At 35.3% G+C, this 15268-nt stretch carries 5 protein-coding genes; 2 read left to right on the top strand and 3 right to left on the bottom strand.

Annotation, left to right across the window (positions count from 1 at the left end; translation table 11 throughout):
• The first annotated feature begins 98 nt into the window (after window positions 1–98).
• Window positions 99–2669 carry a DNA gyrase subunit A gene (gyrA, locus tag ACFFVB_RS14280; RefSeq protein WP_382383751.1) on the top strand — a complete coding sequence of 857 codons (2571 nt, stop codon included), beginning with the start codon at window positions 99–101 and terminating at the stop codon, window positions 2667–2669.
• 46 nt (window positions 2670–2715) lie between these two features.
• Entirely contained in the window at window positions 2716–3963 is a 1248-nt protein-coding gene (locus tag ACFFVB_RS14275; protein WP_382383749.1) for a tetratricopeptide repeat protein, read from the top strand.
• Between the two features lie 662 nt (window positions 3964–4625).
• Here ACFFVB_RS14275 and ACFFVB_RS14270 read toward each other — a convergent pair.
• Genes ACFFVB_RS14270 through ACFFVB_RS14260 form a run of 3 tightly spaced genes read right to left on the bottom strand, consistent with a single transcriptional unit; the run spans window position 4626 to window position 15098 of the window.
• Complete coding sequence (locus tag ACFFVB_RS14270; protein WP_382383748.1) at window positions 4626–6533, bottom strand: OmpA family protein; 1908 nt, start codon at window positions 6531–6533, stop codon at window positions 4626–4628.
• An 11-nt stretch (window positions 6534–6544) separates the two neighbouring features.
• Window positions 6545–7510: a PorP/SprF family type IX secretion system membrane protein gene (locus ACFFVB_RS14265; protein ID WP_382383747.1), complete on the bottom strand. Its 966-nt coding sequence runs from the start codon at window positions 7508–7510 to the stop codon at window positions 6545–6547.
• 10 nt (window positions 7511–7520) lie between these two features.
• A complete protein-coding gene (locus ACFFVB_RS14260) occupies window positions 7521–15098 on the bottom strand; it encodes an HYR-like domain-containing protein (protein ID WP_382383745.1) in 7578 nt (2525 codons plus the stop codon).
• Window positions 15099–15268: the final 170 nt, after the last annotated feature.

Raw genomic sequence — 15268 nt, 5'->3', positions numbered from 1 at the left:
AAACTGTTAAAAACCGCTTTAAAACGCCTGTAATGACCAGCGAAATGGTTATCTTAGCGCGATTTGAAACACACAAGATAACTAAATTATTTTTATAGATGGCAGAAGGAGAAAAGCTTATTCCAATTAATATAGAAGACGAAATGAAAACGGCTTACATTGATTACTCAATGTCAGTGATCGTGTCACGTGCTTTACCAGATGTTAGAGATGGTTTAAAGCCAGTACACAGACGTGTTTTGTTCGGTATGCACGAATTGGGAATTAGAGCAACTGGAGCGCATAAAAAATCAGCAAGAATTGTTGGTGAAGTTTTAGGAAAGTATCACCCACACGGAGATACTTCGGTTTACGATGCAATGGTTCGTATGGCTCAGGAATGGAGTTTACGTTATATGCTAGTAGACGGACAAGGTAACTTTGGTTCTGTCGATGGTGATAGCCCTGCAGCAATGCGTTATACAGAAGCGCGTATGCGTAAGATTTCTGAAGACATGTTGGCAGATATTGACAAAGAAACTGTCGACCATAAATTAAACTTCGATGATACCTTAAAAGAACCAACGGTTTTACCAACGCGTATTCCTGGTTTGTTAATTAACGGTGCATCTGGAATTGCGGTAGGTATGGCTACGAATATGCCTCCTCACAATTTAAGTGAAGTTGTAGATGGTATTGTCGCATTTATTGATAATAAAGATATTACAATAGACGAACTTATTCAGCATGTAAAAGCTCCTGATTTTCCTACCGGAGGAACTATTTTTGGTTACGACGGTGTTAAAGAAGCTTTTCATACAGGTCGTGGACGTATTATAATGCGTGCTAAGGCGAATATAGAAGAGGTTCAAGGTCGTGAATGTGTTATTGTAACAGAAATTCCGTACCAAGTGAACAAGGCTGAAATGATTAAGAAAACAGCCGATTTAGTTAACGATAAGAAATTAGATGGTATTTCTACAATAAGAGATGAGTCTGATAGAAATGGTATGCGTATCGTTTACGTGTTAAAACGTGATGCGATTCCTAATATCGTTTTAAATAAATTATATAAGTATACGCAATTACAAACGTCTTTTAGTGTAAACAATATCGCACTAGTAAACGGACGTCCGGAAATGCTAAACTTAAAGGATTTAATTTATCATTTTGTTGAGCACAGACATGAGGTTGTTGTAAGACGTACGACTTACGAATTACGTAAAGCAGAAGAGCGCGCTCACATTTTAGAGGGATTAATTATTGCTTCAGATAATATAGATGAAGTAATTGCAATTATTAAAGGATCTAATAATGCAGATGAAGCACGTGCAAATTTAGTAGAACGTTTTCAACTTTCAGAAATTCAGGCTAAGGCAATTGTAGAAATGCGATTACGTCAGTTAACAGGTCTGGAACAAGATAAATTACGTTCTGAATACGATGAAATCAAAATTACTATAGACGATTTAAAAGATATTTTAGCGAGTAAAGAACGTCGTATGAATATTATTAAGGACGAACTTCAAGTCGTAAAAGACAAATACGGAGATGAGCGTCGTTCTGTAATCGAATATGCTGGAGGAGACTTAAGTATTGAAGATATGATTCCGGATGAGCAAGTGGTGATTACTATTTCTCATGCAGGTTATATTAAACGTACTTCACTTAACGAATATAAAACTCAGCATAGAGGAGGTGTTGGGCAAAAAGCGACAACTACGCGTAACGAAGATTTCTTAGAACATTTATTTGTGGGAACCAACCACCAATATATGTTATTCTTTACTCAAAAAGGAAAATGTTTCTGGATGCGTGTGTACGAAATTCCTGAAGGAAGTAAAACGTCTAAAGGTAGAGCGATACAAAATTTAATAAATATAGAGCAAGACGACAAAGTAATGGCGTTTATATGTACTCAAGATCTTAAGGATGAAGAATACATTAATAGTCATTACGTAATTATGGCTACCAAAAATGGTCAAGTTAAGAAAACGTCGTTAGAGCAATATTCTCGTCCGAGAACAAATGGGATTAATGCCATTACAATTAAGGAAGACGATGTGCTTATGGAAGCTAAATTAACTACAGGTACAAGCCAAGTGATGTTAGCCTTGAAATCTGGTAAAGCGATTCGTTTCGAAGAAGCGAAAACGAGACCAATGGGTAGGGGAGCATCTGGAGTTCGTGGAATTACATTATCGGATAAAGACGATGAGGTCATTGGAATGATTACTGTTGAAAATCCACAAGAAGAATCTGTATTAGTAGTTTCTGAGAATGGATATGGTAAACGTACTTACATTGACGATCCAGAAGATGGAGAACCCGTTTACAGAATTACAAACCGTGGTGGAAAAGGGGTGAAAACCATTTCTATTACTGAAAAGACGGGTAAATTGGTGTCTATTAAAACCGTATCAGATTCAGACGATCTTATGATTATCAATAAATCTGGTATTGCTATTAGAATAGCAGTTAAAGATTTAAGAGTTATGGGCCGTGCTACGCAAGGTGTTAAACTTATTAATTTAAAAGGAAATGATTCTATTGCGGCAGTAGCGAAAGTGATGCACGAGGAAGAAGTTATCGAAGAAATAGAGGGCGTTGAAGTCGTTGAAGGTGTTGAGAGTATTGAAGAAGAAGAAACTTCAAACGATGCAACGGACGATTCTACAACAGAAGAATAACAATTTAGAAAACAATTAATAAATATTTTAACTTAATTTGATTACAATGAAAAAACAGGTTATAGTTGCTTTAGCTTTATCGGTTAGTGCATTTTCTTTTGCACAAAAAAAAGAATTAAAGACTGCAGAGAAAGCTATTAAGAGTAACAATTACGCAGAAGCGAAAGCTGCTTTAAATCAGGTAACACCTATGTTATCTACTATAGATGACAAGTATAAATCAAAGTATTATTTCTTACAGGCAGAAGCATTATATGCTAATGGTGCGGGATCTACTGAAGATGTAAATAAAGCAATCGAAAGTTTAGGTATGGTTGATGATTCTTCTTTAAAAGGAGATGTTGATGCATTTACTACTAATATGCAAAACTCATATCTAACAAAAGCGAATGACAACTTTACAGGTCAGAATTATACCGCTGCTAGTGTAGAATTTGAGCAACTGTATAATATGGTACCTAGAGATACTACGTATTTGTATTATGCTGCTGTGAGTGCAGTACAAGATAAAGATTACGAAACTGCTTTAAAACATTATGAAAAATTAGATGGTTTAGGGTATACAGGTATTACAACTGAATATTTTGCTACAGAGATCGCTACAAGTGAAGAACAAGTAATGACTAAGGCAAATAGAGATTTATATGTGAAAGCAAAAAGTCATATCAAGCCAGGAGAACGTAAATCAGAATCTAAACGTGCTGAAATCACTAAAAACATAGCGTTAATTTATGTGTCTTTAGGTAAAAATGATGAAGCCTTAGCTGCTGTTAAAAAAGCAAGATTACAAGATCCTGAAAATTTAGATTTAATTTTATCTGAAGCTAACCTTTATTTACAGTTAGACGATTCTGATAAGTTTAGTGAGTTGATGGAAGAAGCTATTAAAAAGCAACCGGACAATCCAGATTTACATTATAATATTGGTGTTATTGCTTTAAAAAATAAAGAATATGAGAAAGCTAGAACAGCGTTTGAAAAGACTTTACAATTAAAACCAGATTACGCTACAGCAGCTTTAAATGAGTCTACAACTTATATCGAAGAAGGGAATTCTTTTATTGAAGAAATGAATAGTCTAGGTACAAGTAAAGCAGATAATGCAAGGTACGATGAATTACAAGCTATGAAATCAGAATTTTTCAATAAGGGAGCTACTGTTTTAGAGAATTTCATTAAAAATAATCCTAATCCAGAGCCAAATATCTACCAACAATTAATTAGTATTTATAATGCTATTGGAGCAAGTGATAAAGCTAAAGCTGTACAAGTAAAATTAGATGCAGCTCAATAAATAGCATCGTATTTTATATTATTTAAAAACCTGTGAAGTTTATACTTCACAGGTTTTTTTATGCCTTTAAATTAAGTCCATAGATAGAGTAGGAGGTTAATTAGTAACATTATAATTAATGTGTTGGTGTGGTTTAGCATAGAGGCCTAAGAGAGACCTTAAGTTGCTTTATGATTAATACCAATGGTTTATGAATAACCACATTCTGCTTTAACCAAAGTATCTTGAGAAGGTGAATTTAAACCTAATGAGTTGTTAGACATCTGGAGTTAATATACAACCTGTGGTAATCGGTTTGTACTTGCACGAATTAAACAATTATAAAATTTAGAATAGGGAATAGATAGCATAGCTGTGGTTAATTACAAAACTGAAATACGTTCAATTTAAGCCCAAAATAGATCGAATTAGCTTGTTTATCTTTAGGAAGTATATATGCGTGTCAGATTCAGTTTTAGATAGCTATACAAGTTGAATTTATAAGGTTAAGTTGGCTTTTTAATCTAATCTCCCAATTGTAGATATCACCTTTTAACCGTACTTATACATATATTATTTACGTATATCCAGCTTCCATATAATTGATTAAGCATAAAAACAAGTAATAAAAAAAGCCGCTGAATAGCGGCTTTTTAGTTTATAAAGTAATAATATGAAGATTATTATTTTAAATCATGTTTAAATACAGAACGTCTGTTGGCTTGATGCTGTTCTTTAGTACATTTAACACCATTAGAACACTTGTTAATTAACTGCGTTTCTCCGTAACCTATAGCGCTTTTAATTCTTGAAGCATCTATACCTCTAGAGATAATATAGTCTCTTGTAGATTTAGCACGTTTGTCAGATAAGGTTAAGTTGTAGTTATCAGGACCTCTACTATCTGTATGAGATTCAATATCAATATTCATCTCAGGATGTTTTCTCATTACACCTACAATGTTTTCTAACTCGTAAGCGGCTTCTGTTCTAATATCCCATTTGTCAAAATCAAAGAAAATTGGGTCTAATTTAATTAGACTTCCGTCGAAAAGAGGAGTTAAATTAAGATCTACCATTAACTCAGAACCATTAGCTAAAGTTGTATTAACTACTTGTAAATCGTCTTTGTAATCGTCTTTACTTCCTAATACATTAACAGTGGCATTACATCTAACACGGAACGCGTACATACCGTCTTCACCCACCATAGTTTCTTCTATAACTTTACCTGTTTCATCTATTAACTGAACAGTAGATAAAGCTAAAGGTAAAGCTGTTTTGCTGTCTCTAACTGTCCCTTTAATAAGTTGGTAACAGATTTCGAAAGAATAAATATCGTCGCTTCCCATACCGCCTTCACGATTAGAAGATAAATATCCTCTTCCTTTTTCTGCATTTATATTAAAAGCAAAATCGTCGTAACCACTATTAAATGGTGCACCTAAGTTTTCTACAGTTGTACCTCCTTTTAAGATATTAGATTTAAAAATGTCTAAAAACCCTAAGTTAATATAGCTGTCTGAAGAGAAATATAATGTTTCCTCTTCATCTACAAATGGAAACATTTCCTTCCCAGAAGTATTTACAGCAGCACCTAAATTAACAGGAAATCCGTAATTGTCGTCTCCTAAAATAGCAACTTTCCAAATATCTGTTTGTCCAAAACCACCTTCTCTATCCGAAGCAAAGTATAGTGTTTTGTTATCTGGACTTAATGCAGGATGACCTGTAGAAAATACACGATCGTTAATAGATAATTCTTTAACATCTTGCCAAGTACTATCGACTAAAGTCGCTTTGTATATTTTTAAGTGTGCAGTCCCTTTTTTATCAGCTTTTAATTTTTTGTTGTTACTTACGTTGTCTCTAGTGAAATACATCGTTTTCCCATCTTTAGTAATAGCTACGCTAGCTTCATGATATTTTGTATTTATATCTTCTGCTTTAATATAATTTGGGTAACTATAATCTGTCACACCTTCATTATCTGAAGATTCAGATATTTGAGATTGATAGATGTCTAAGTAAGGTTCGTTGTTCCATGCATATAAATCCTCTCTGTTCTTTTTAGACGTCGATGCGAAATAGAATGTCCCTTCATTTTCGAAACCTCCAAAGTCTGAGTTTTTAGTGTTAATAGGTAGGTTTAATAAATCTACATAAACACCCTCGGTACTTTTTAATTTTTCGTATAATGCAACATTTGTAAAATCTGTTCCATCGATACGATCTTCGTTAGATTGAACGGCATTAAATTTCTCTAAATAGACAACAGCATCTTCATACTGACCTAAACTACGCAATGATTGTGCATATTTATAAAAGTAAATAGGATCTACATCGTCATATTTTTTAATAGCTTCTCCATACCAAATTGAAGCTTTTTCTGAATTGGAGTTGTTATAATAACAATCTCCAAGCCTTGTTAATACATGAGCACTACTGTCTCCTTTTTTAACAGCTTCTTCGTATAAATCACTTGCTTTAACATAAGCGTAATTTTTAAAGAATTTGTCGGCTACCTTTTTTTGTGCAAAGATAAAAGTACTTGAAAGTGCTAGTATAGCGAATATAATATTTTTCTTCATAGTGGTAGTCTTTAGAAATATCTAGGGGATTTAATACGTCTTTCTTTAAATAATTCGAACATTAACATGATCTCGTGTGTTCCGCTTTGATAGTGTTTGATTTCAGAGTTAATTGGAGATTCATAAGTATAACCAATTCTAATTTGTTTAGATACTTGAAAATCGATCATCCCACCAATGGCGTTAGTCCCTTTAAACTGATAATCTGCAACACCATTAGTTTGGTTTCCATTAACACCAGAATTGTGTCTAAAACCAGCACCAATCCAGAACTTATCGTAAAACAAGAAATTTGCACTTAAATCGTAAGAAAGCGGTGCACCGTTAGTACCTTTTACTAAGAATGAAGGTTTTAATTTTGTATAGCTTCCAAGGTTGAAAACATATCCTCCAGTTAAGTAATAACTAACACGTTCTAATGCTTCGTATTCGTTTGTTGCATGATCATTATTCAAGATTCTAGGTGTCGATAGACCTAAGTACCATCTTGTAGAGTGCCAGTATAAACCAGCACCTATGTTAGGATCCCAACGGTCTTCGATACCATAAATAATGGGATCGTTAGGGTTTTGTAATCTAAAGTCTTGGTCTAAGCTGTACTGAGTAAATCCAGCATTAATACCAAAAGCTAATTTAGAATTTTCACCTGTTTTAATGGTATAAGAAAAACTTCCATACAAATAATTGAAGTTTTCTGCTCCAAGTTCATCATGGATAAATGAACCTCCAATTGCCATTTTCTCGTTGCTAAGCGGAGAATGTACAGACAATGTTTGTGTGGTAGGCGCTCCATCTATTCCAACCCATTGGCTTCTATGAAGACCAACTACGCTTAATGTTTCTCTACTCCCTGTATATGCAGGGTTAATAGAAATAGTGTTATACATGTATTGCGTAAACTGTGGCAACTGTTGTGCCATCCCGACCGTGCAACTCAATAATGCAATAGCTACTATGTGATACTTTAAAATTTTCATAGGTTATTTTTTATTTGGTTCCTAAGTAAATTGGACCAGTAAGTGGTTTCAATCCGCTATTTTTTAATGTTACAATGTAATAGTATGTTCCAGTTGGTAAAATATCTGAACTTCCAAATCCACCTTTACCATTACGACCATTCCAGTTATTTTGGTAATCTTGTGCTTTGAATACTAATGATCCCCAACGGTTGTAGATTTCGACATCTATAACAAATCCACATCTGTCTAATCCTGTTACCGTAAAGTACTCGTTCCACTGGTCACCGTTTGGTGTTACCGATGAAGATATAATAGGTTCACAAGTTGGAGCCACACAATCTTCGTTAACATCAATAGTAACTGTTGTTTGATTTTGACAAGTATCTGCTTCCGTAAAAGTGAATACGTAAGCGCCAACTGCCGCATCGATAGGATTGAAAATACTACCATTTACAGTCGCATTTCCAGAATCAACAGTCCAAGTACCATCCGTATCAGGATCTACTAAGTAGCTATCTAAATCTACAGAACCACCTTCAGTACATCTTGTGTCTGCTTCTATAATTGTTTCTTGTTGCACATTAACATTGATTGTTTGCGTGAACATAGCAGTATTACCACATGAATCTGAAACCGTCCAATCTCTTATTACTTGGTAGTTCTCGTAAGCCGCACCAGTAGATGTATTTTCTTCTGTGTATACCACGTCTACAGTTGCCGAACAATTGTCTGTAAAATCTAATTCAGGTTTCTCTGGAATAGCTATACAATTCACAGTAATATCTGTTTCTAAATTGCTTACTAGAATAGGAGCAGTAACATCTGCAACAGTAATAATTTGAGAAACGTTAGCTGTGTTTCCACATGCATCTGTGAAAGACCATGTTCTTGTAATTATACTACTACAAGAGTCAATGTCGTTAACAGTATCAACTCCAGTAGAAGTGATTGTATCTCCACAATTGTCTGTTGCTATTAAATCAATCATAGCAGGGATATCGTCTGTACATTCTACAGTAACATCTGCAGGAGCTGTCGCTGTTGGAGCAACATCATCAATAACAGTTATAACCTGAGTTACTGTAGTTGAATTGTTACTAGCATCTGTAAACATCCATGTACGTGTAATAATTACATTACAAGCATCTGCATCGTTAATAGTTTCAGTTCCGTTATCTGTAATCTCACCGACACAATTATCTGTTGCTGTTAATGGTGCTAATTCAGGCACATCATCAATACAAGCATATGTTGCATCGCTTGGAGCGTTGTCTACTACTGGTGCAGTAGAATCTCCTACTGTAATGGTTTGAGACACTTCAGTTGTGTTTCCACAAGCATCAGCGAATGACCATGTACGTGTAATTACAGTTTGTAAAGGATTAGAATCATCTATAACTTCTGTACCCTCTGCAGTAATCTCTCCAGCACAATTATCTGTTGCTGTTAATGGACCCATAGGAGGAACATCGGTACCATCTGTACACTCAACAACAAGGTCTTGTGGTGCGTTATTTACAACTGGGGCATTAGTATCGTTTACAGTTATAATCTGTGATACGTCTGTCGTGTTACCACTAGCATCAGCGAATGACCATGTACGTGTAATAATTACATTACAAGCATCTGTATCGTTAATAGTTTCTGTACCATTAGATGTAATTACACCAGCACAATTGTCTGTTGCAGTTAAAGGCTCCATTGCAGGAACATCAGCAATACATTCTAAAGTCACATCGGCAGGAACAGTCCCATCTAAAACAGGTGCAGATAGATCTTGAACTGTAATTATTTGACTTACATCTGAAGTGTTTCCACAAGCATCTGTAAATGTCCAAGTTCTTGTAATAATAATGTTATTTGGATCTGTATTGTCTTCAGTATCTATACCAGTAACAGTTATATCACTAGAGCAGTTATCTGTAGCAGTTAGATTAACCGTTGCAGGAACATCATCGTAACATTTTACAGCAACATCTGCAGGTACATTGGTTGGAACTATCGGAGCAGTTTCATCCATTACCGTTATTGTAGATGTTGTAGTTGTTACGTTTCCACAGAAATCTGTAGCACTAAATGTAACTGTAGTTGAATTATCTGGACCACAAGCTACTAATAAGTCTATTGTTGATGCATCGAAATCGTTAGACCATGTTACATCAGAACAGAAGTCTGTCGCAACAGCACCTCCATTAGAATTTAACCAATCACTTATTGCAGAGTCTGAATCTTCACTACATTCAAAAACTAAATCTTGAGGAGCTGTTTGGATAAATGGTCCAGTCTCATCTTTTATTGTATATGTTGCAGATGTTGAAACCGAGTTTCCACAATCATCTGTAGCAGTAAAAATAACTTCTACGTCTTCATTACAACTTTCGTAGTCAGGATCGTAATTACTAGTCCATGTTACATTCGATATAGCATCTTCAGCTAAAGCAAAACCATGTAACTCAACCCAAGCATCGATGGTTACATTTCTTTGCTCACCATCACATTCGTAAACGATGTCTTGCGCTTCAGAAATTAATTCTGGAGGAGTCATATCTGAAATTGTTATTATTTGACTTCCTGTACTTAAGTTTCCACAAGCATCTTCGAAAGACCAAGTACGTGTAATTACAGTAGTACAAGCATCTATTACTTCTGTAGCATCTACTGGTGTAGCAATTACATCTGCACCACAATTATCTGTTGCAGTTAAGTCTACCATAGGAGGTAAGTCTGCTGGAGAATCTACAGTAACATCAGCTGGAAGTGTTGGTACAACTGGTGCTATAGTATCAATAACCGTTATAATTTGTGTTGCTTCACTTGTGTTTCCACTAGCATCTGTAAATGTCCAAATACGAGTAATAATTACATTACAAGTATCTGTATCATCTATAGATTCAACACCATTCGAAGTAATAGTTCCGCTACAATTATCAGTAGCTGTTAAAGCTTCCATTGCAGGGACATCGTCAATACATTCTACAGTAATATCTGCAGGTGCATTATCTACTACAGGAGCAGTTTCATCTAAATTGAATGATATGATTTGTGACACTTCACTAGTATTACCACAAGTATCGGTGAAAGACCACGTACGTGTTATAATAGTTTGTAAAGGATTTGTAGTGTCAATTACTTCTGTACCCGCTGAAGTAATAGTTCCAGCACAATTGTCGGTAGCAGTTAAAGCTTCCATTGTAGGCACATTAGCGTTACAATCTAAAGTCATATCTGCAGGAACATTATCTGCTACAGGAGCAGTTTCATCTCTTACAGTTATAATTTGAGATACTTCTGAAGTATTACCACTATTATCAGAGAATGACCAAGTGCGAGTAATAATCACATTACAGTCGTCTGTATCATTTATAGATTCTGTACCAGTTGAAGTAATCGTTCCAACACAATCATCGATAGCTGTTAAAGCTTCCATTGCAGGAACATCATCAATACACTCATAAGTAATATCTGCAGGTGCATTATCTACTACTGGAGCAGTATTGTCTATAATGAATGTTATAATTTGTGACGCTTCACTCGTATTACCACAAGTATCGGTGAAAGACCACGTACGTGTTATAATAGTTTGCGAAGGATCTGTATTGTCAACTACTTCTGTACCTGCCGAAGTAATAGTTCCGGCACAATTATCGGTAGCAGTTAAAGCTTCCATTGCAGGAATAATAGCGTTACAATCTAAAGTTACATCTGCAGGAACGTTATTTGCTACAGGAGCAGTTTCATCTTTTACAGTTATAATTTGAGATACTTCTGAAGTATTACCACTATTATCAGAGAACGACCAAGTACGTGTAATAATTACATTACACTCATCTGTATCGTTTATAGTTTCTGCACCAAGAGAAGTAATTGGTCCAGCACAATTATCAATAGCAGTTAATGCTTCCATTGTAGGTACATCGTCAATACACTGTACAGTTTCATTTGCAGGTGCTGCAGGGGCAACAGGGGCAACAGAATCTGTTATTATAATAGAAGAAGTCGTTGTACTTGCATTTCCACATTCGTCTGTAGCTGTAAATGTTACAGTAACATCAGATCCACCATCTAATAAAGTAGAATCGTAATCGTTAGTCCATGTTGTTTCAGAACAAATATCCTGAGCAATTGCACCACCATTAGTCGCTAACCAATTTATAAGATCAGGGTCGTTAGCATCTCCACAAACAATAGAGATATCTTGAGAATTATTTACAATGTCCGGTCCAGTAGTATCTAGAACAGTATACGTTGCAGATCTAGTTGTAGCATTTCCACAAGCATCTGTTGCGGTGAACGCTACAGTAACAGCACCGTTACAACCTAATGTTGTTGCATCGTAATCACTAGTCCAAGTTACATCAGAACAATTATCATTTGCTAAACCAAATCCATTTAATTCAACCCAAGCATCAATTTGCGGAATTTTTTGTTCTCCGTCACATTGATAAACAATGTCTTGTGGTTCGTTTGTAATTATAGGAGCAATATCGTCTACAATATTAACTGTTTGAGTGGTTACACTTGTGTTTCCACAATCATCAGTAAATGACCAAGTTCTTAAAATTGAAGCATTACAACTTTCTGTAGGCAATGCACTATCTGTTACTATTCCTGATATAATACCACTACAATTATCTATTGCAGTTAATACTGCAGGTGCTGGAATATCGTCTATACAAGATACAGTGATGTCCGCTAAGTTAGCTGGAGCAATTGGAGCAGTTTCATCTACAATCGTTATGATTTGAGATGTTGAAGATGTGTTTCCACAAGCATCAGTAAATGTCCAAGTACGCGTAGTAATAACTCTACATGCATCAGTACTATCTGTAGTATCAATACCTGTAACTGTTATTGCTGGATTAGAGCCACAATTATCTATTGCTGTTAAATCTACCATAGGAGGTAAAGCATCTGAACATTCTAACGTGATATCTACAGGAGCTGTAGGTACTGTAGGAGCTACTGTATCTTCTATTGTAATTGTTTGTGTTGCAGATACAGAATTATTACAGTTGTTAGTTGCTGTAAATGTTCTTGTAACGACAGTAGGACATGTTCCTAAAACAACATCCGTATACGTTAGAGTCAAGAATTCATCAGCTGTACCACCAGCAGTTTGTAATTGATCTATCGTTAAAGTTAGAGGCGTAGTGCTTACTGGTAAATCTGTAATAGCACTTACATCACAACCTTCTAAAGTATATGCAGGAGGGGCAGTTAATGTAGGAGTAGAAACATCTTCAAGAACAGTTATATTATCCAAGATTGTTTCACATCCAAAATCTGCATCTGTTACTGTAACACTATATACACCAGGAACTAATCCTGTGATATCTTCTGTTGTAGCAGTAGTACTCCATAAGTATGTGTAGTTTCCAGAACCACCAGTTACCGTAATATCTATAGAACCATCACTTCCTACCGCACAAGATGCGTTAGTAATATCTGTTTGAATATCTAAAAGTGCATTTACAGTTACAGTTATTGCAGCTTTATCTCCAATACATTCAGGACTACTAGTAGGACCTTCAGCAACATAATATGTTGTTGTGCCAGCTACATCCGTATTTGGTGTAATTGAAGTAAAGGCTTGAGCAGACTCTGTGTTATCATTATAGTAATAAAGCGTGTATGACGGGTTACTAGCAGTAGCTGTTAAAGGCACTGCAGTTTCATCTAAGCAATATACTATAGGATCTGTAGGTATAACAGGTAAAGTCGATATTGGACTTATATCAATAATAAATTCGAAAGAACAATCTTCTGAATTCGCAGGAACAGCGTAATAAGAAATAGCGCCATTTGTTGTAGGGAATGCATTAGAACTTGTATACTCTGTACTATTTGATGTCACTGGATATTCGTTATAAAATCGAGTACCTTGAGGGTAAGTCGAACTAATATCTGTAAATGGTACTGGAGGCGCACAATATTCGAAAGTTTGTACTAACGGTGTGTTTGCGCAATTTGCATTTACAATAGAGGTATAAATAGGAGCAGGAATAGGTGTTCCTAAACAACCTGCAGCTGTTTCGTAACCTGTAATTAACGATTTGTCAAAACTAGTTCCTGACACACTTCCTGTTCCAGAAATAGCTCCGTTTAAAGAAATTGAATTCGCACAGTCTACAACCAATAACGTACAATCTGTAGTTGTTGTCACTGTAAAAGTAACCGTTGCAACAATATTATCTGTATTTGTTTGTTGCGGTATGTTCCCCAATGACCAATCAATGGTATTCGTTGAACTATTATAAGTTGGTGTTCCGTTTCCGTTTGATGATACAATGTTACTAAACGTTGTATTAAAAGGAACTGGAATAGATAACATGTTATTTGTAGTACCTTCTGTTCCGAAGTTTTTAATATCTACAGTATAAGTTATGTCTTGTCCTGGTTCTACAGTAGTCGTTTCAGAATTATTAGGTGTACCATTAATATTAGTAATGGCTACTTCAGCTTCTATTCCTGGATCAGGTGCTTCAAAAGATAACGTTAAGTTATAAATAACAAATTTATCTAGAACTGAAATGTATTCAAAAGATAAATCATTTTGATTAGGAACAACACTCGCTGTAGGAAGGTCGAATTTACTTAGGTCTAACCCATAAGTAGCTCCACTAGGGTTACGTGGCGAACCTCCAACTTCTATAGTTGAATTAAAAAAGTTAAATTCAGAGTTTCCTGGATGCGTTAAACGTTCTCTGTAAGTTCCTGTTCCTCCCCATTGTGTACTTAAAAGATCACCTGATAAATCATCATCACCTTCTCCTGCCATTACACCTAATTGGGCATTTACATAATCACCTACGTTTAAATTACTAATGTCAAGGTCTATATGACTACGTGTTTCGTAACCTATGTCTCCAGGAACACCTTTAAATGAATACCCATCGAATACACCAATGTTACGCATTTTCATAGTAGAGTTCTCGTAAACAATAACCATACTCCAACCACCGTAATAGCCAACACCTATATTTGTTACTGTAGGATTTTCTTGGCCTTCAACTAAAGCGATATCGGCAACAGAATAATCCCCTGCACCGTTTTGTTGAACGTAACTAGTTACATCGGCATAAGCGATATACATATTTGCATATTCACTTTCAGGATAGTAAATGTCACTAGCATTTGCAGTTATATTAGTATACCCACTAGAAGCAGGACCACTAATAGAAACCACAGATTTATTTAATGTTTTAGGAATTCCGTTGTTACCAGGGACAGTAAAGCTCTGGTCGGGACCTGGACGACCTGTCCAATATAATCCTGCATAAACAATGTTAGCACAGTCATCTGCGACTATTCCATTGTCATCTTTAAGTTGCATGGTTGCAATAGATGAGTTAACTGTGTTAACATCATTATCTACATCCACAAAAAACATGTCACCTGTATCATTGCCAATATTATTTGCTGGCGCAAGGTTTGTGTTTCCAATAATAGTAAAATCTCCTTTAACAGAATAATTAGCTCGGGAGCTAAAAGGCACTTCTGACTGGCCATAGCTATAAAAACCGAAAGCCATTAGCACTACTGCTAACAGCGAATACTGTTTAATGTTTTTATAAGCTTTAAATTTCTTAGCGTAATTTTTTTTCATTTCATGATTCGATTAAGTTATCCTAATACTGCTGATGATGCATTAATAACTTTATAATAATTTAGTTATTTTTGGGTCTATAATAAAATTTAGCCACTCAGTTTGGTATTGACTAGCTAAAGATGATTTTTATTTGTTTCTTACAAAAGAAAAGTTTTCTAAGTTTTATA

Source organism: Formosa undariae (assembly GCF_042427615.1).
GTDB classification, from domain to species: Bacteria; Bacteroidota; Bacteroidia; order Flavobacteriales; family Flavobacteriaceae; genus Formosa; species Formosa undariae.
The sequence above is the reverse complement of the archived record's forward strand: the minus strand, read 5'-3'. Positions and strand labels throughout refer to the sequence as shown.

Bases quoted from the DNA above. Each gene is read 5' to 3' on its own strand.
- ACFFVB_RS14260 (WP_382383745.1), bottom strand. From the start codon at position 15,098: ATGAAAAAAAATTACGCTAAGAAATTTAAAGCTTATAAAAACATTAAA.
- ACFFVB_RS14265 (WP_382383747.1), bottom strand. From the start codon at position 7,510: ATGAAAATTTTAAAGTATCACATAGTAGCTATTGCATTATTGAGTTGC.
- ACFFVB_RS14275 (WP_382383749.1), top strand. From the start codon at position 2,716: ATGAAAAAACAGGTTATAGTTGCTTTAGCTTTATCGGTTAGTGCATTT.
- ACFFVB_RS14270 (WP_382383748.1), bottom strand. From the start codon at position 6,533: ATGAAGAAAAATATTATATTCGCTATACTAGCACTTTCAAGTACTTTT.
- gyrA (WP_382383751.1), top strand. From the start codon at position 99: ATGGCAGAAGGAGAAAAGCTTATTCCAATTAATATAGAAGACGAAATG.